This window comes from Luteimonas sp. S4-F44, assembly GCF_022637415.1.
Taxonomy (GTDB): domain Bacteria; phylum Pseudomonadota; class Gammaproteobacteria; order Xanthomonadales; family Xanthomonadaceae; genus Luteimonas.
Window position 1 is genome coordinate 1554838 of sequence record NZ_CP093340.1, and the last position, 16164, is coordinate 1571001.

Genomic DNA, 16164 nt, shown 5'->3' on the forward strand with positions numbered 1-16164 from the left:
TGACGTAAGCCGGGCAGTCGTCGAGTGCCGGTGCAGGCGCGTGGGTGGGCGGGGCAGCCCGGCGCGACGCGACAGGCGCCACGGACCGATCAGCGCGATGCGAAGCTGCGCCGTACCTCGTCGCGGCAGGCATCGGCCTCACGGGCCTCGCGCTGTGCATAGGGACGGAATGCCGGCAGGTCGGCCGCCAGTTGCTGCTCGGCCGCGTGCAGCGCCGGCATGCGCGCACAGATCTGCAACGCGCCCGGTTCCACGGTCTGGCGCACGGTCCGCTCGATGCGGCGCTCCAGGCTGCCGGTCATCGCGCTGACCATGAGCCCGAACACGCCCCGGTCCACGGCGTCGACGGCCGCCAGGGCTGCGACCTCGCCCATATCGATACCGGCGCGTGCGATCTCGAGGACCAGGCCGCGGTAGGCCAGCAGCTGTTGGCGTTGGTGGGCGTCGATGGCCACCGGGCGGCCATCGATGAGGAAGTCGCCGCGCGGCGTGATCGCGGCGTGCGGCAGCTTGGTGTCGCCGTCACGCTTGCGGCGTCCGTCGCGACCGAACTGGAGGCTGTCGCCGACGTCGATGTTCTCGGTCTCCAGTTCGGCGCGGGCGTTGGCGAGCTCGGTGCGGATCTCCTGCCGAGCGTCGGCGAGTTCGCGGCGCACTTCGTCGCGCACCCCTTCCTGCGGTGGTGCGGACCAGGCGGCAGACGACAGGCCCAGAGTGAGCGTGGCGATGGCGAAGCAGGCGGCGGACTTCATGACGGAGGCTCCTTGCGGTCGTGATGGCAGATTCGAAGCGGGGTCAGCCTTCCTCGCGCCAGCGGCGCAATCGGATCGCCAACGCGATCATCACGGCGCCGGCCACGATGCCAATCCACATCGAGGGCGTAGCGAAGTTCGCGTAGATCCCGGTCACGCTCAGCAGGTTGGTAATCCGGTCGCCGCCGGCCGCGGCGTGCTGCAGGTACGACAGGTCTGTACCGGTCAGCGGCACGGTGCCCAGCAGCAGCCGCGCGATCACGTTGCCCCACAGCCAGTGGCGGTCCAGACCGATCAATTGCAGCAGCCCGGTCATCGACGCGGCGGCGCCGACCGCCAGCGGCAACAGCACGGCCCACAGGAACGGCTTGCTGCGCGCCCAGGCCGAGCACAGCAGCAGCCAGCCGATGGTCGGCAGTGCCCACGCGGCATACACCGGGATCGCGGCGACCAACTGCGCGGCGAGCAAGAAGGCCATGCCATTGCCCCACAACAGCGGCAGCGGGTTGGCGCCGTGCGCCGCGGCGGCCACGCTCAGCGCCGTCAGGAACAGCAACATGACGACAATGGCGATCGCGGTCGAAATCGCCGGGATCACGAACGCGGCGGTGACGACCTTCGACAGCACGGTCGCGGTGTCCGATACCGGCAGCGACTTCCAGAACAGCACGCTGCGGTCGCGGCGGTCGTCGTAGAGCGCGCCCAGGCAATAGAAGAACGCGACGAAGATCATCACCAGGTACGGCCAGGCGGCCGACATCAGCAGGGTGGCGTAGAGGCCGTCGGCGAGTTCGCGCAGGTCGTCGCCGCTGAGCTGGTTGGCCAACGCGCCCAGGTCCAGCCCGTTGATGGTGACGCCTTCGTACTCGATCCGCGAGCCGTTGGCGATCTGGCGGCGCGTGACGAAGATCATCGTGATCAGCAGGCCCACCGACAGCAACAGCGACAGGCCACCCGCAATCAGCGGTGCCCACAGCATGCCGCCGCGGTGCTCCCAGTACTCGCGGCGCAGCAGTAGCCGGAACCGGTGGGTGGCGTGCGGCGGCGTGCGCGCAGGTGCGGGCGCAACGACGGTGTCGACGGTGGCATTCATGCGTAGGCTCCCTTCATCGTGGCCACGAACAGATCCGCCAGACCGGGCGTGCGGGTCTCGCCATAGGCCGCCAGCGCGGCAGCCGGCACGTTGTCGAACAGCATCACGGTCTTGCCGAACGGCAGGGCCCGCTCGTCGATCGGGCGATGGGCGCGGGCGGCCTCGAGCTGGTCGGCCTCGACCAGCACCTCGACAAAGCGCTCGGCGACATCGTCCATCGGTGCGTCGAGCACGATCCGGCCGTCACGGATGAACAGCACGTCGGTGAGGATGTGTTCGATCTCTTCGACCTGGTGGGTGGTGACGATGATGGTTTTCTGCTCATCGAAGTAGTCCTCCAGCAGGCGCTGGTAGAACTGTTTGCGGTAGAGGATGTCCAGGCCGAGCGTGGGCTCGTCGAGTACCAGCAGCCGAGCGTCGATCGCCATCACCAACGCCAAGTGCAGCTGCACGATCATGCCCTTGGACATCTCGCGCACGCGCTGCTTGGGACGGAGCTTGGTGTTGGCCAGAAAACGCTCGCAGCGTGCCCGGTCGAAACGCGGGTGCACGCCCTCGACGAAATCGATCGCATCGCGGACCCGCATCCAGCGAGGCAGCACTGCGACGTCGGCGATGAAGCACACATCGTTCATCAGCGCATCGCGCTCTCGGCGCGGGTCACGGCCCAGCACCGACAGGTCGCCATCGCAGCGGATCAGACCGAGAATCGCCTTGAGCGCGGTGGTCTTGCCGGCGCCGTTGGGGCCGATCAGCCCGACGATGCGGCCGGCGGGAATCTGGAAACTGGCGCCGGCCAGGGCGCGGGTGCCCTTGTAGGTCTTGTCGAGATTGCGCGCGGAGATGACGGGGGCGTCGAGCACGGCGTTCATGCATTGGCTCCATTGCCGATGGATTGCAGCAGATCCCGGGCCGACAGCCCCAGGCGTTCGATCCGTTCCAAGACCAGCGGCCATTCCTCGTGCAGGAACCGTTCGCGCTCGCTGGTGCGCAGCTTGCGGGACGCTTCCTCGGTCACGAACATGCCCAGGCCGCGGCGCTTCTCGACCAGCGCCTCGTCGGCGAGCTCCTGGTAGGCGCGCGAAACGGTGATCGGGTTGAGCTGGTACTCGGCGGCGACCTGGCGCACCGAGGGCAGCGCGTCGCCGGGCTTGAGCACGCCGTCGAGCATCATCGCGATCACCCTCTCCTTGAGCTGCCGATAGATCGGGGCGCCGTCGCTCCATTCGATGTTGGCCATGTCAGCCTCTCCCACCGGTGCCCCGGGCGAATGAGAAGTAGGGCATCGCGATCGCGCTGCGGCCACGCCGGCTGCGGCTGCGCGGCGCAGCATCCTGCGGTTCGGCATCGCCGATGGCGACGTCGCGCGCGACGGCCGTGGTCGCGACGTCGAGTCCGCCTGCGGCAGACGCGGCGGCGTCGTGGCCGGCCGACAGCGAAGGGGCGGCGGCCAGCAGCACGGCGCACAGGGCCGCAGCGGAAACGCCACATGCGATGATCGGGGTCTGGAGCCTGCGGGTCATGGGACCGTCCTGCTCTGGTGGGTAGGTGTTGTAGGCAACTATAACACCACGGCAGGGGGTGTCAATGCCTCGGGGCGCGGACGTCCACCCAACTGATGGCATACGAAGGCCGGCGCCTTCACAGGAGTGCGCGATGCGGAAGATCCACCTGTCCCTGATCCTGGCGACCTGTGCGGCGGGCCTGCTGGCCGCTTCAATGGCGATCGCGCAATCGGCGCCGACCGCCCCCGACCTGCTCGGCCACCAGTTCCGACCACTGGCCGGACGCGAGCCGGTCGATCTGCGGCGGACCTATGGCGGCGACGTGCTGCTGATCGTCAACACCGCCAGCAAATGCGGCTTCACGCCGCAGTTCGAGGCGCTCGAAGCCCTGCACGCGCGCTATCGCGCGCAGGGCTTTGCGGTGCTGGGATTTCCGTCGGGCGATTTCAAGGAACAGGAGTTCGAGGACGAGCAGGCGATCCAGGACTTCTGCACGCTGACCTACGGGGTGAAGTTCCCGATGTTCCAGAAGGTGCACGTGGTCGGGCCGGACGCGGTGCCGCTGTACCGCCAACTGGCGGAGGCGACCGGGCAGGCGCCGCAGTGGAATTTCCACAAGTATCTGATCGGGCGCGATGGCCGGGTGCTGGCGCAATGGGGCAGCCGGACCAAGCCTGACGACCCGCAGATCGTCGCCGCCATCGAGCGGGCGCTGCAGGCGCCGCGCCCGGCCGCGCGCTGAAGCGCATCTGAGTCGCCGCCGGTCGCGATTGCTCCGCGCCGCGCTGGCCGCGACAATAATTGGCTGTATCGCCCGACCGGGCAGGAGAACCAACGGATGTCCAATTTGATGCGCGCCGGCGTTGTGGCGCTGCTGATCGCCGTCGGTGCCCAGGCCGGCGCCGCTGAGCCGGCCGCCGATCGTGCGCAGACCAGTTATGTGGTCGGCCTGGATGTCGGCCGCTCGCTGGGCCAAGTGGGCGCGGACCTGGACATACGCGTGTTCGAGCAGGCGCTTGCGAACGCGCTCGACGGCAAGCCGCCGTCGCTGTCGCCCGAGGAGACCCGCCAGCTCGGCGTGGCGCTGGGTCAGCGCATCGCCGCGCGCAGCGGTCGCCCGGTGCCGGGCCTGCCGCCGGGCAGTGAGCCGCCCGCGGTCGACACGACCAAGGTCAGCCAGATGGTGGCGGTGGATATCGCCCGATCGCTCGCGCCGCTCAAGGGCGAGATCGAGGTTGCGCCGCTGGCGCGTGCGGTCGCCGACACCATCGCAGGCCGGCCGCCGACGCTCGATGAGGCGCGTATCGCACAGATCCGCGAGGCGATGGCGGGCCGGACCCAGGCCCGCGCCGCCAACGCCGCCGAGGCCAATCGCCGCGCCGGTGCAGAGTTCATGGCCGGCAACCGTGGCAAGCCGGGTGTGTTTGCGACCGCATCGGGGATCCAGTACAGCGTCGAGCGGCAAGGGCAGGGACCGCGCCCGCGGGCGGGCGATCGCGTCCGCGTGCATTACCGTGGCACGCTGCTCGACGGCACCGAGTTCGACAGTTCCTATGGACGCGGCGCCCCTGCGGTATTCGGCCTGGACCAGGTCATCGCCGGCTGGACCGAGGGCCTGCAGCTGATGCCGATCGGCGGCAAGTACCGGTTCTGGATCCCGGGCGACCTGGCCTACGGGCCCAAGGGCAGCCCGCCCAATATTCCCGCCAACGCCACGCTGGTGTTCGACGTCGAACTGATCGACATTCTCTGATCGCGTTTCCATTCCTGCGGCGTGTTGTTGCCGCGTTCGTACACTCAATTCCCGCAATTTTCCCCGGAGTCCTTACCAAGATGAAGACCACATCGCGTATCGCCCTCGTCGGCCTGGTGGCCGTGCTGCCGCTGGCGATGATCGCCTGCAAGCCGATCGACAAGGAGACCGGCAAGCCAGTCCAAGGTGCTGCCGATGCCGGCGAGCAAGCCGCCAGCGGCACCGAGATCGCCGGCCTCAAGACCGAGCGTGAGCAGGTGAGCTACATCATCGGCAACCAGATGGGCGAGTCGCTCAAGCAGGTCAAGGACGAGATCGATCTCAAGACCCTGCAGCGCGCGATCGCCGAGACGCTGGACGACAAGGCGATCGAGATCAGCGACGAGCAGGCGATGAAGGTGATGCAGTCCTTCGGTGAGCGCATGCAGGCCAAGCAACAGGCCGAAATGCAGGAGAAGGCCAAGGCCAACGCCGCCGAGGCCGAGAAGTTCTTCGCCGAGAACGGCAAGCGCGAAGGCGTGCAGACCACCGCGTCGGGCCTGCAGTACCGCGTCGTCACCCAGGGCACCGGCGCCAAGCCCGGCCCCGAAGACACCGTGCGCGTGCACTACAAGGGCACGCTGCTCAACGGCGAGACCTTCGACAGCTCCTACGACCGCGGCGAGCCGGCGCAGTTCGCGCTCAATCAGGTGGTCCCGGGCTGGCAGGAAGGCCTGCAGCTGATGCCGGTCGGCAGCAAGTACGAGCTGTGGATCCCGGCCAAGCTGGGCTACGGCGAGATGGGCACCGGCCCGATCGGCCCGAACCAGGCGCTGGTCTTCGAGGTCGAGCTGCAGGACATCGTCAAGTGATCCACGCACCGTCGCGGCGTGCATCGCCGCGTCGCGACGGTGGAGATGCCGCGCGATGACCGGTGCCCTCATCGACGCCCAGGCCCATGCGGCGCTGGAGCAGCGGGTGACCGAGCTGGAGACGCGGCTGGCCTTCCAGGAGCACACGATCTCCGAGCTCAACGACGCGCTCGCCGCTGCGCGGCTCGAGCTCGTGGCCCAGACCGGTCTGCTGCGCCGGGTCATGGACGACCTGCGCCAGGCGCGTACGGTGCAGTTTCCGGACCCGGGGCAGGAGCCGCCCCCGCCGCATTACTGACGTGCCAACATGATCGAAAACCCAGTGTCGGGCCTGCCTGTCCGGTCGGCGTCTGTCGCCGCTGTTGCGTTGTTCACCGTGTTTCCTGTTCCTGTTCCCGGCGAGGTCCTTCCTCCATGAGCGATACCCTGCGTGACCAGTTGCTCGGTCTGGGTTTCAAGGCGCCTGCCAAACCGGCCAAGCCGCCACCGAGGCGCGACGAGCGTCGGGGACGTCCGGACGAGCGCCGCGGTGGCGGTAAGCGTGCCGAGAGCGTGCGCCAGGACGGAGCGGCACGGCCGCCGGGGCGACGCGATGCGCAGGGCCCGCGCAAGCCGCGCCCACCGCGTGAGGACATCGACCTGGCCAAGGCCTATGCGATCCGCGCTCAGCGCGAGAAGGACGAGCGCATCGAGGCCGAACGTCAGCGGCAGGAAGAGGCCCGACTGCGCCGCGAGGCGCGCGCCAGGCTCGAGGCGTTCGTCAAGGACAAGGCGCTCAACCGCGCCGATGCCGAAATCGCTCGGCATTTCGAGTATGGCGGCAAGATCAAGCGGATCCATGTCGATGCCGAGCAATTGCGCGCGCTCAACGCCGGCGAGCTTGGTGTGGTGCAGGTCAACGGCCGATACCTGCTGGTGACCGCGGCGGTACTGGCCGAGGCGGAGACGATCTTCGCGCAGGCGGTCGCGCTGAAGGTGGACCCGTCCGCGCCAGCGGGCGACGACCCCTACAGCGATCCCCAGTACCAGGTGCCCGACGACCTCGTATGGTGAGCATGCGCGCTGTCGGGTTGTATCTCATGCTGCTGCCGGTCGGCGGCGCCTGCGCGCAGGACATCGCGTTCGACCGGCCGGGCATCGGGTTCTCGGCGTCGGTGCTCGCGCCGGGCCAAGTGGCCTGGGAGCAGGGCTTGCCGGATCTTGAGCGTAATCGCGACGACGGCGTGCGCACCACCGAAGTGACCGCGGGCAGTGCGTTGCGCGTGGGCCTGGGGGCATCGCTGGAACTGCAACTGTCGGCGACGCCGTGGCAACGCATGTCGATGCGCGATGGCGGCGGCGCACGGCAGGTGTCCGAGGGGGCGGGTGACAGCAGTGTCGGCTTGAAGTGGGCATTGCCCAGCACGGGCGCGCTCGATTGGGCGCTACTGGCGCGCTACGGTCTGGCGACCGGATCGCGCGGGCTGCGTCCCGACACCCACCTGCGCAGTCTGGGTGCGTCGGTCGAGGGCGAGACCGAGGGCGGGCGCGGCTACGCGCTGTTCGCCGGCTACCAACATGACGACGACGGCAGCGGCTGGCAGGTCGCGCCGAGCCTGGACCTGTTCGAGGCCGGCACGCTCGCCGGCTATGTCGAGGCGGGCGTCGGCGGCGGGACGCAGGCCGGGACAGTCGTCGGCAGCGGTCTGACCTGGCGTCCGCGACCGCAGCTGCAGTTCGACCTGTCGGTATTACGCGGTGTCGGTGGGGATGCGCCCGATTGGCAGGGCGGCTTCGGCGTGGCGGTCGGGTTCCGCTGAAAGGCGCCGAATCGGCGTCATTGACCGCGCGGCGCGCCGCAAGCGACGCCTGACTCGGCGCGCGGGCTCAAGGCGCGCGGTAGTCGGCAACCGGTCCTGCGACCTTGCGCCCGGCCTGCCAGACCGCTTCGATCGTGCGCAGATTGCGGATATCGGCCAGCGGATCGGCCGCGACCACGATGAAGTCCGCGCGTCGGCCCGGCTGCAGCAGGCCGCGGTCGTCCAGACGCAGCAGGTGCGCCGAATCGCGGGTCGCCACGGTCAGCGCCTGCTGTGGGCTGAAGCCGGCCTGCATCATCAGTTCGAGTTCGCGATGTTCGGCAAAGCCCGGCACGCGACGCGGTAGCGCGCCAGCATCGGTGCCGAAGCCGATCCGGACGCCGGCCTCGCGCAGCGTCGACAGATTGCGCAGGTTGGTGGCGAGCGCGGCGCGGGCCTTCGTGGTCTGCGGATCGCGCAGTGTGTCGGCGCGCCACTGCGGGTCGGACCACTGCGCGCGCACCGCCTCGGGCAGCGCGTTGCGCAGGAAGGGCGTCTGCAGCCACTCGGGATGCTCGGCGTAGATGTAGTTCGCCTCGTCGATCTGCAGCGTCGCGATGTAGCCGGTATCCGAGCTGCGCAGCGCAGTGACGAACGCCGGGTCGACGGGCCGGTCGCGCACGCCGTGGGCGACGATGTCCAGGCCCGCGGCGACGAGGTCGGCGGCCGGTGCGAGGTCGTGGATATGCGCGGCGGCGAGCAGCTTCTGGCGATGGGCCTCGTCGATCGTGGCGCGATAGATCTCGGGCGCCATCGGTGTCACCTGGCCGCCGAGGGCATCGACCCACAGCTTGACGATGTCGACGCCGCCTTCGGCCTGCGCGCGGACCGCGGCACGGGCCTCGGCAGCGCTCGCCGGGCGCGCGACCGGATCGTGCACCAAGCCCATGTTCGCGGCCGGCGGCGCGCCGTCGGGCACGCCGATGCCGCCGCCCGCGCCCAGCAGTTGCGCGCCCAGCGACGGGTCGGCCGCGACGGCGTCGCGGATGTCGCCGAAGGCTGCGCCGTTCATGCCCAGCGACATCACCGTGGTGACCCCGTAGGCCTGGAACTGGCGCAGGTCGCGCACGACGTGCGCGCGGGTGTAGAAGCGGTCGCCGTGGGCGGTGCCTTCGGTATTGCCGACGTGTGCATGGGCATTGACCAGGCCCGGCACGATGAACCGGCCGCGGTAGTCGATGCGCTCGGCATCGGCGGGCAGGTCGTCGGCATCGGGCTGCGCGACGCGTGCGATGAGGCCATCGCGGATCACCAGCGTGACCTCACCCAGGTCACGCTCGCCGTCGAATACGCGCGCATGCTCGATCACGATCACGATCGGCGGCGGCGAGGGCGGCGCATCGGCCTGCGTGGTCGCGGATGGACCGGTGACGGGACTGCAGGCGGCGGCCAGGCCGGCGATCGCGGCCAGCGCCAGGGCGCCGGCGGTACGGCGTCGAAGCATGATGGGATCCTCAGCGCGAATCAGGTGCACAAGATAGCGAGACGGTCGTGACGGGCATGCGCAGCTGGACGCTCAATCCGGGTCGTAGTCCAGATTCGAGGCCAGCCAGCGTTCGGCCTGCGCCAGCGGCACGCCCTTGCGCCTGGCGTAGTCGTTCACCTGTTCCTTGGAGACGCGGCCGACGACGAAGTACTGGCTGCGCGGATGGCTGAAGTAGTAGCCCGACACCGCCGCGGTGGGCAGCATCGCAAAGCTCTCGGTCAGCGTCATGCCGGTGTTGGCCTCGGCACCGAGCAAGTCGAACAGCGTGCGCTTTTCGCTGTGCTCGGGGCAGGCCGGGTAGCCGGGGGCAGGGCGGATGCCACGGTACTGCTCGCCGATCAGCGCGTCGTTGTCGAGCGCCTCGTCGGCCGCGTAGCCCCAGTAGTCGGTGCGCACACGCTGGTGCAGGCGTTCGGCCAGCGCTTCGGCCAGACGGTCGGCCAGCGCCTTGAGTAGGATCGCGTTGTAGTCGTCGTGCGCGGCCTCGAAACGCGCGACATGCGGCTCGATCCCGATGCCGGCGGTGACCGCGAACGCCCCGATCCAGTCCTGCACGCCGCGGTCGGCGGGCGCGATGAAGTCGGCCAGGCAGAAGTCCGGCCGCTCGACCGGCTTGTCGACCTGCTGGCGCAGGAAGTGCAGGCGGACGCGCCCGCGCTCGGGAACGATGACGTCGACATCGTCGCCGACGCGGGTCGCCGGCCATAGCCCGAACACCGCTTTTGCGGTGAGCCATTTTTCCTTGACGATCCGGCGCAGCATCGCCTGTGCATCGGCAAACAGCTCGCTGGCCTGCGTACCGACGACCTCGTCGCTCAAGATCGCCGGGTACTTGCCGAACAGTTCCCAGGCATTGAAGAACGGGGTCCAGTCGATGACCGGCAGCAGGTCGTCGAGCGGATAGTCGTCGAACACGTGCAGGCCGGGCCGGCGCGGCGCCGGCGGCACATAGGTGTCCCAGCCGCCGTCGAAAGCCTGGGCACGCGCCTTGTCCAGTGCGACCAGCCGCTTGGCGTCGCCGCGGTTGGCGTGGCGCGCGCGGATCTCGGCGTAGTCGGCATCGTTGGCGGCGACGAAGGCGGGCCGCAGCTCGGGGCTGATCAGCGACTGCACCACGCCGACGGCGCGCGAGGCGTCCTTGACCCAGACAGTCGGTGCGCCATAGTGCGGCGCGATCTTCAGCGCGGTGTGCGCCCGCGAGGTGGTCGCCCCGCCGATCAGCAACGGCAGCGCGAAGCCCTGGCGCTTCATTTCGCGTGCGACGTGGCTCATTTCTTCCAGCGACGGGGTGATCAGCCCCGACAGGCCAATGACATCGGCCTGCACCTCGCGCGCCTTGTCGAGGATCGTCTGCGCCGGAACCATCACGCCCAGGTCGACGACCTCGAAGTTGTTGCAGGCCAGCACCACGCCGACGATGTTCTTGCCGATGTCGTGCACATCGCCTTTGACCGTCGCGATCACGATGCGGCCGTTGGACTTGCCGGCATCGCCGGTGCGCGCCTTTTCGGCTTCGATGTGCGGCAGCAGCCAGGCGACCGCCTTCTTCATCACCCGCGCCGACTTGACCACTTGCGGCAGGAACATCTTGCCGGCGCCGAACAGATCGCCAACGACGTTCATGCCGGCCATCAGCGGCCCTTCGATGACCTCCAGCGGTCGGGCGAACTGCAACCGCGCCTCCTCGGTGTCGACATCGACGTACTGGTCGATGCCGTGCACCAGCGCATGGGTCAGGCGTTGCTGGACCGGCGCTTCGCGCCAGGCCAGCGTCTCGGTCTTGGCCGCGCCCTTGCGGCCCTTGTAACGCTCGGCCAGTTCGAGCAGCCGCTCGGTCGCATCCGCGCGGCGATTGAGCACGACGTCCTCGACGCACGCGCGCAGTTCGGGATCGAGCTCGTCGACGATCGGCATCGCGCCGGCGTTGACGATGCCCATGTCCATGCCGGCCGCGATCGCGTGGTACAGGAATACCGCATGGATCGCTTGGCGAACGACCTCGTTGCCGCGGAACGAGAACGAGACATTCGACACGCCACCCGAGACGTGGCAATGCGGCAGCGTGGCGCGGATCTCGCGCGTGGCCTCGATGAAGTCGACTGCGTAGTTGTCGTGCTCGGGGATGCCGGTGGCGATCGCGAAGATGTTCGGATCGAACACGATGTCCTCGGGCGGAAAGCCCACGACCTCGGTCAACAGGCGATAGGCGCGGGTGCAGATCTCGACCTTGCGCGCACGGGTATCGGCCTGGCCGGCCTCGTCGAAGGCCATGACCACGACCGCCGCGCCATAGCGCAGCACCTTGCGCGCCTGCGCGAGGAACGTCGCCTCGCCCTCCTTGAGCGAGATCGAATTGACCACGCCTTTGCCCTGCAGGCAGCGCAGGCCGGCCTCGATCACGCTCCACTTCGACGAGTCGACCATCACCGGGATGCGCGCGATGTCGGGTTCGGCGGCGATGAGGTTCAGGAACGTGGTCATCGCCCGCTCCGAATCGAGCATGCCCTCGTCCATGTTGACGTCGAGGATCTGCGCGCCGCCCTCGACTTGCTGGCGCGCGACCTCCACCGCCTCGGCGTAGCGGTCCTCGCGGATCAGCTTGCGGAACGCGGCCGAGCCGGTGACGTTGGTGCGCTCGCCGACATTGACGAACAGCAACTCCGGGGTGATCACCAGCGGCTCGAGGCCCGACAGGCGGGTGAAGCGCGGTGTGGACGACTGGCCTGCGGGCACGCTCATGCGGCGTCGGCCCGGTGGGCGACCGGCGTGCGCGGCGCGACGTCGCGCACCGCGTCGGCGATCGCGCGGATGTGCGCGGGCGTGGTGCCGCAGCAGCCGCCGACGATGTTCAGCAGCCCGGCGGTCGCGAACTCGCGCAGTGTCGTGGCCATGTCCTCTGGCGTTTCGTCGTAACCGCCGAAGGCGTTGGGCAGGCCGGCGTTGGGATGACAGGACACATGGACTTCGGCGATCTGCGCCAGGGTGTCGACGTGGGGGCGCAGGTCCTTGGCGCCGAGCGCGCAATTGAGCCCGATCGACAGCGGCCGCGCATGGCGCAGCGAGTACCAGAACGCTTCGGCGGTCTGTCCGGACAGCGTACGTCCCGAAGCATCGGTGATCGTGCCCGAGATCATCACCGGCACCCGGCCGCCGAGATCGTCGAATACCGTCTCCACCGCGAACAGCGCGGCCTTGGCATTGAGCGTGTCGAATACCGTTTCGACCATCAGCACGTCGGCGCCGCCTTCGATCAGGCCGTGGGCGGCATCGCGGTAGATGCGTACCAGGTCCTCGAAGGTCACCGCCCGGAAGCCCGGATCGTTGACGTCGGGGCTGATCGACGCGGTGCGGCTGGTCGGGCCGAGGATGCCGGCAACGAAACGCGGCTGCGCCGGTGTACGCGCCTGCGCGGCATCGCAGGCCGCGCGCGCGAGCGCGGCGCCCTCGCGATTGAGTTCGTGCGCCAGGTGCTGCAGTCGGTAATCGGCCAGCGACACCGCGGTCGAGTTGAAGGTATTGGTCTCGACGATGTCGGCGCCGGCCTCGAGATAGGCGGCGTGAATGTCGCCAATGATGTCAGGACGGGTCAGCGTGAGCAGGTCGTTGTTGCCGCGCTGGTCGGCGGGCTCGCAGCCGCAGCCGGCGCCGTGGGCATGGCCGTCGGCGGCGTGCAGGGCATCGAAGCCGTCGGCGAAGCGCGTGCCGCGGTAATCGGCCTCGGTCAGCCCGTGCTGCTGGATCATCGTGCCCATGCCGCCATCGAGCACCAGGATGCGCTGCGCGAGCGCGGCCTCGAGCGCGGCGACGCGGTCGGGATGCAGCCAGGTCACGGCTTTCTCGCGATGATCGAGATCACCTGGAAGTGCGGTGGTCGCTTCTCGCGCGTCACCGTCTCGGCGCTGTGGATCTCCAGTCCCGCCTTGGTGACGAAACGGCGCAGCTCCTTGTCCGGGAAGCCCAGGTTGGCGTGGCCGTAGGCCTGCACGACCGCCTCGTGGCCATGTCTGTCCAGGCTGGACAGCAGCAGCCGCCCGCCAGGGCGCAACACCCGCGCGGCCTCGGTGACCGCCTGCGCCGGGCGCGTGGCATAGGTCAGCGCGTGCATCAGCACGACAAGGTCGAAGCTGGCGTCGTCGAACGGCAGCGCGTGCATATCGCCTTCGCGGACTTCGACGTTGCGGAAGCGTTTAAGGCGTTCGGCCGACGCGGCGACCACCCGCGAACTCGCATCGAGGCAGACGTAGCGATGAGCGTGCGGCGCCAGCAGCTCGGCGAGTACGCCATCGCCGGAGGCGATGTCGAGCACGTCACCTGTCTCGAGCAACGGCAGTGCCGAGCGCGCCAATGCCTCCCAAGTCCGTCCGGGCGAGTAGTGGCGCTCCATGTCGCCGGCCACGCTGTCGGCCCAGTTCTGGTCGGCGGCGCGCATTGCCAGCACCGACGGGATACGCTCGGCGTCCTGGCGCAGCAGCGGATCGTCGCTGCCGGTGCTCAGCGCCTGCCACAATGCGCGCTGCGCCGGGTCGAGCGCGGCGTCGTCGAAGCGGTAGTAGGCCGACACGCCGGCGCGGCGATCGCGGACCAGGCCGGCTTCCTTGAGGCGTGCCAGGTGCGTGGACACGCGCGGCTGCGCGAGGCGGGTGATCGACGACAGCTCGGCCACCGTCAGTTCCTCGACCTCGAGCAGCGCCAGCAGCCGGACGCGGGTCGGATCGGCGAGGGTCTTGAGCCGCGCCGACCAGGCTTCCAGGTCCATGAATATCTCCATATCGCGATACAGAGATAATTTTCGGCGCGGGGCGGGGTGCGGTCAAGCCGAGCGCATCCCGCGTTGGGGTGCCGGCCACCTTGCGGCCGCGCGGCCGAGCGCCGATGCTGCGCGTCCCCAGCTGCTCCAGGTCCGCACCGCATGTCCGCCTCCCGCCCTTCGCGCGCGCCCGCGCTGGCCGCCGCCTTCGCCGACTACGCGGTCCTGTATCCCGACGAGCACGCCACCGTCGCCGAGTTCGCCGCGCTGCTCGACGATCCGCTCGATCCGTTCGTGCGCGAACGCCTCGCCGGCCATTTCACCGCCTCGGCGCTGGTGGTCTCGGCCGACGGCCAGCGCACCTTGCTCACCCACCATCGCAAGCTGAACCTGTGGCTGCAGCCCGGCGGCCATGCCGATGGCGACATCGATCTGGCACGCGTGGCGCGGCGCGAGACCGAGGAGGAGACCGGTCTGCAGGGCGTGGCGGTGCTGCCGGCGATCTTCGACCTCGACCGGCATTGGATCCCCGAACACAGAGGCGTGCCGGCGCACTGGCACTACGACGTGCGCTATCTCGTGCGCGCCGGCGCCGACGAACGCTTCGTCGTCAGCGCCGAATCCCACGCGCTCGCGTGGCGGGCGCTCGCCGATGTGGCCGCAGGCAGCGAGTACGACGCGTCCCTGCGCCGCATGGCGCACAAGTGCCTGGACGGGTGGGGGAGCTCGGTCGGCTGAGCCTCGCGACGGTCCGCCAACCCAACGCCCTGATCCCGATGGCCTAGTACAGCACCCGCGTCCGCAGCGTGCCGTCGATCTTCGACAGTTCGCTGCGCAGGCGCTCGGCCTGCTCGCGCGTCGCGCCGACGTCGATGACCACGTAGCCGACATTGGCGGTGGTGCGCAGGTACTGGCCATCGATGTTGATCGCTTCGCGCGAGAACACCTCGTTGATCTTCACCAGCACGCCGGGCACGTTGCGGTGCAGGTGCAGGATGCGGTGGCTGCCGACGTGCTCGGGCAGCGTGACCTCGGGGAAGTTGACCGCCGACAGGGTGCTGCCGTTGTCGCTGTAGCGCACGAGCTTGGCGGCGACCTCGATGCCGATGTTGTCCTGCGCCTCGAGCGTGCTGCCGCCCACATGCGGAGTCAGCAGCACGTTGTCGTGCGCGGCCAGCGGGGAGTCGAAAAGGTCGTCGTTGCCCTTGGGTTCGACCGGGAACACATCGATCGCCGCGCCGCCGACATGCCCGGTGCGCAGCGCGGCGTCGAGCGCGTCGATGTCCACGACAGTGCCGCGCGAGGCGTTGATCAGGTGCGCGCCGGGCTTCATCGCGGCGAGCTCGGCGGCACCGAACATCAGCTTGGTCGCCGGGGTTTCGGGCACATGCAGGGTCACCACGTCGCTGCGCGCGAGCAGGTCGTCCAGCCCGGTCGCGCTGCGTGCGTTGCCGAGCGAAAGCTTGGTCTCGATGTCATGGAACAGCACCTGCATGCCCAGCGATTCGGCGAGCACGCCGACCTGGGTGCCGATATGGCCGTAGCCGACGATGCCCAGGGTCTTGCCGCGCGCCTCGTGGCTGCCCAGCGCGGACTTGCTCCAGCCGCCGCGATGGCATTGCGCGTTCTTCTGCGGGATGCCGCGCAGCAGCATGATCGCCTCGGCGACCACCAGTTCGGCGACGCTGCGGGTGTTGGAGTAGGGCGCGTTGAACACCGGAATGCCGGCCAGTTCGGCCGCTTCCAGGTCGACCTGGTTGGTGCCGATGCAGAAGCAGCCGACCGCGAGTAGCCGGCGCGCGTGGCCGATGACTTCGGCGCTGAGCTGGGTGCGCGAGCGGATGCCGACGATGTGGGCATCGGCGATCTTGGCCAGCAACTGGTCATCGGGCAACGACTTGGGGTGCACCTCGATCTGCGTGTAGCCGGCGGCCTTGAAGGTGTCGACGGCGCTCTGGCTGACGCCTTCGAGCAGCAGGACGCGGATATCCGCGCGAGGAAACGAGGTCTTCATCGAGGCTGCGGCCGCCGGTCGGGAGGAGCGCATCATGGTGCCAGAAGGCCGCCGCTGTTGCAGCGCAGCAGATGGTCTCGCCTCCGGGATGTGCACGCGCTCGGTTCGGCCCTGCACCGAAGCCG

At 69.2% G+C, this 16164-nt stretch carries 17 protein-coding genes; 7 read left to right on the forward strand and 10 right to left on the reverse strand.

Annotation, left to right across the window (positions count from 1 at the left end; translation table 11 throughout):
• Positions 1 to 89: 89 nt before the first annotated feature.
• Genes MNO14_RS07005 through MNO14_RS07025 form a run of 5 tightly spaced genes read right to left on the reverse strand, consistent with a single transcriptional unit; the run spans position 90 to position 3368 of the window.
• Positions 90 to 752 carry a YggN family protein gene (locus tag MNO14_RS07005; protein ID WP_241945976.1) on the reverse strand — a complete coding sequence of 221 codons (663 nt, stop codon included), beginning with the start codon at positions 750 to 752 and terminating at the stop codon, positions 90 to 92.
• A gap of 43 nt (positions 753 to 795) precedes the next feature.
• Complete coding sequence (locus MNO14_RS07010) at positions 796 to 1845, reverse strand: hypothetical protein (RefSeq protein ID WP_241945977.1); 1050 nt, start codon at positions 1843 to 1845, stop codon at positions 796 to 798.
• The gene (locus MNO14_RS07015) at positions 1842 to 2717 is read right to left on the reverse strand and encodes an ABC transporter ATP-binding protein (protein WP_241945978.1); all 876 of its coding nucleotides are present in this window, start codon (positions 2715 to 2717) and stop codon (positions 1842 to 1844) included. Before MNO14_RS07015 ends, MNO14_RS07010 begins: the two co-directional genes overlap by 4 nt.
• Complete coding sequence (locus MNO14_RS07020) at positions 2714 to 3085, reverse strand: GntR family transcriptional regulator (protein ID WP_241945979.1); 372 nt, start codon at positions 3083 to 3085, stop codon at positions 2714 to 2716. Before MNO14_RS07020 ends, MNO14_RS07015 begins: the two co-directional genes overlap by 4 nt.
• 1 nt (position 3086) lies before the next feature.
• Positions 3087 to 3368 carry a hypothetical protein gene (locus tag MNO14_RS07025; RefSeq protein WP_241945980.1) on the reverse strand — a complete coding sequence of 94 codons (282 nt, stop codon included), beginning with the start codon at positions 3366 to 3368 and terminating at the stop codon, positions 3087 to 3089.
• Positions 3369 to 3564: 196 nt separating this feature from the next.
• Between MNO14_RS07025 and MNO14_RS07030 the strand changes: the two genes are divergently transcribed.
• The 6 genes from MNO14_RS07030 to MNO14_RS07055 all read left to right on the forward strand — a co-directional run bounded on the left by MNO14_RS07030 (position 3565) and on the right by MNO14_RS07055 (position 7753).
• Positions 3565 to 4092, forward strand: coding sequence for a glutathione peroxidase (locus MNO14_RS07030; RefSeq protein ID WP_241946289.1), 528 nt, complete (start codon positions 3565 to 3567; stop codon positions 4090 to 4092).
• A gap of 96 nt (positions 4093 to 4188) precedes the next feature.
• On the forward strand, positions 4189 to 5103 hold the full coding sequence (locus tag MNO14_RS07035; protein ID WP_241945981.1) for an FKBP-type peptidyl-prolyl cis-trans isomerase: 915 nt from the start codon (positions 4189 to 4191) through the stop codon (positions 5101 to 5103).
• Positions 5104 to 5183: 80 nt separating this feature from the next.
• The gene (locus MNO14_RS07040; protein WP_241945982.1) at positions 5184 to 5954 is read left to right on the forward strand and encodes an FKBP-type peptidyl-prolyl cis-trans isomerase; all 771 of its coding nucleotides are present in this window, start codon (positions 5184 to 5186) and stop codon (positions 5952 to 5954) included.
• A gap of 55 nt (positions 5955 to 6009) precedes the next feature.
• Complete coding sequence (locus MNO14_RS07045; protein WP_241945983.1) at positions 6010 to 6252, forward strand: SlyX family protein; 243 nt, start codon at positions 6010 to 6012, stop codon at positions 6250 to 6252.
• Positions 6253 to 6368: 116 nt separating this feature from the next.
• Positions 6369 to 7007, forward strand: a complete 639-nt coding sequence (locus MNO14_RS07050) for a DUF2058 family protein (protein ID WP_241945984.1) — start codon at positions 6369 to 6371, stop codon at positions 7005 to 7007.
• A 2-nt stretch (positions 7008 to 7009) separates the two neighbouring features.
• Positions 7010 to 7753 (forward strand): transporter, encoded by a 744-nt coding sequence (locus MNO14_RS07055; protein WP_241946290.1) that lies wholly within the window; start codon positions 7010 to 7012, stop codon positions 7751 to 7753.
• A gap of 67 nt (positions 7754 to 7820) precedes the next feature.
• Here MNO14_RS07055 and MNO14_RS07060 read toward each other — a convergent pair whose 3' ends face one another.
• The 4 genes from MNO14_RS07060 to MNO14_RS07075 form a co-directional block, all read right to left on the reverse strand.
• Positions 7821 to 9236, reverse strand: coding sequence for an amidohydrolase family protein (locus MNO14_RS07060; RefSeq protein ID WP_241945985.1), 1416 nt, complete (start codon positions 9234 to 9236; stop codon positions 7821 to 7823).
• 72 nt (positions 9237 to 9308) lie between these two features.
• A complete protein-coding gene (gene metH / locus MNO14_RS07065) occupies positions 9309 to 12017 on the reverse strand; it encodes a methionine synthase (RefSeq protein ID WP_241945986.1) in 2709 nt (902 codons plus the stop codon).
• Positions 12014 to 13108, reverse strand: a complete 1095-nt coding sequence (locus tag MNO14_RS07070; RefSeq protein WP_241945987.1) for a homocysteine S-methyltransferase family protein — start codon at positions 13106 to 13108, stop codon at positions 12014 to 12016. The genes metH and MNO14_RS07070 overlap by 4 nt, the downstream gene beginning before the upstream one ends.
• The gene (locus MNO14_RS07075) at positions 13105 to 14034 is read right to left on the reverse strand and encodes a metalloregulator ArsR/SmtB family transcription factor (RefSeq protein ID WP_241945988.1); all 930 of its coding nucleotides are present in this window, start codon (positions 14032 to 14034) and stop codon (positions 13105 to 13107) included. The genes MNO14_RS07070 and MNO14_RS07075 overlap by 4 nt, the downstream gene beginning before the upstream one ends.
• 153 nt (positions 14035 to 14187) lie before the next feature.
• Here MNO14_RS07075 and MNO14_RS07080 point away from each other — a divergent pair, with 153 nt between their 5' ends.
• Positions 14188 to 14763, forward strand: coding sequence for an NUDIX hydrolase (locus MNO14_RS07080; protein WP_241945989.1), 576 nt, complete (start codon positions 14188 to 14190; stop codon positions 14761 to 14763).
• Between the two features lie 43 nt (positions 14764 to 14806).
• Here the strand turns inward: MNO14_RS07080 and serA are convergent, their stop codons facing one another.
• A complete protein-coding gene (serA, locus tag MNO14_RS07085; protein WP_241945990.1) occupies positions 14807 to 16039 on the reverse strand; it encodes a phosphoglycerate dehydrogenase in 1233 nt (410 codons plus the stop codon).
• Positions 16040 to 16164: the final 125 nt, after the last annotated feature.

Coding starts and splice junctions, on each gene's coding strand:
- MNO14_RS07005 (WP_241945976.1), bottom strand. CDS start 752: ATGAAGTCCGCCGCCTGCTTCGCCATCGCCACGCTCACTCTGGGCCTG.
- MNO14_RS07010 (WP_241945977.1), bottom strand. CDS start 1,845: ATGAATGCCACCGTCGACACCGTCGTTGCGCCCGCACCTGCGCGCACG.
- MNO14_RS07015 (WP_241945978.1), bottom strand. CDS start 2,717: ATGAACGCCGTGCTCGACGCCCCCGTCATCTCCGCGCGCAATCTCGAC.
- MNO14_RS07020 (WP_241945979.1), bottom strand. CDS start 3,085: ATGGCCAACATCGAATGGAGCGACGGCGCCCCGATCTATCGGCAGCTC.
- MNO14_RS07025 (WP_241945980.1), bottom strand. CDS start 3,368: ATGACCCGCAGGCTCCAGACCCCGATCATCGCATGTGGCGTTTCCGCT.
- MNO14_RS07030 (WP_241946289.1), top strand. CDS start 3,565: ATGGCGATCGCGCAATCGGCGCCGACCGCCCCCGACCTGCTCGGCCAC.
- MNO14_RS07035 (WP_241945981.1), top strand. CDS start 4,189: ATGTCCAATTTGATGCGCGCCGGCGTTGTGGCGCTGCTGATCGCCGTC.
- MNO14_RS07040 (WP_241945982.1), top strand. CDS start 5,184: ATGAAGACCACATCGCGTATCGCCCTCGTCGGCCTGGTGGCCGTGCTG.
- MNO14_RS07045 (WP_241945983.1), top strand. CDS start 6,010: ATGACCGGTGCCCTCATCGACGCCCAGGCCCATGCGGCGCTGGAGCAG.
- MNO14_RS07050 (WP_241945984.1), top strand. CDS start 6,369: ATGAGCGATACCCTGCGTGACCAGTTGCTCGGTCTGGGTTTCAAGGCG.
- MNO14_RS07055 (WP_241946290.1), top strand. CDS start 7,010: ATGCGCGCTGTCGGGTTGTATCTCATGCTGCTGCCGGTCGGCGGCGCC.
- MNO14_RS07060 (WP_241945985.1), bottom strand. CDS start 9,236: ATGCTTCGACGCCGTACCGCCGGCGCCCTGGCGCTGGCCGCGATCGCC.
- metH (WP_241945986.1), bottom strand. CDS start 12,017: ATGAGCGTGCCCGCAGGCCAGTCGTCCACACCGCGCTTCACCCGCCTG.
- MNO14_RS07075 (WP_241945988.1), bottom strand. CDS start 14,034: ATGGACCTGGAAGCCTGGTCGGCGCGGCTCAAGACCCTCGCCGATCCG.
- MNO14_RS07080 (WP_241945989.1), top strand. CDS start 14,188: ATGTCCGCCTCCCGCCCTTCGCGCGCGCCCGCGCTGGCCGCCGCCTTC.
- serA (WP_241945990.1), bottom strand. CDS start 16,039: ATGAAGACCTCGTTTCCTCGCGCGGATATCCGCGTCCTGCTGCTCGAA.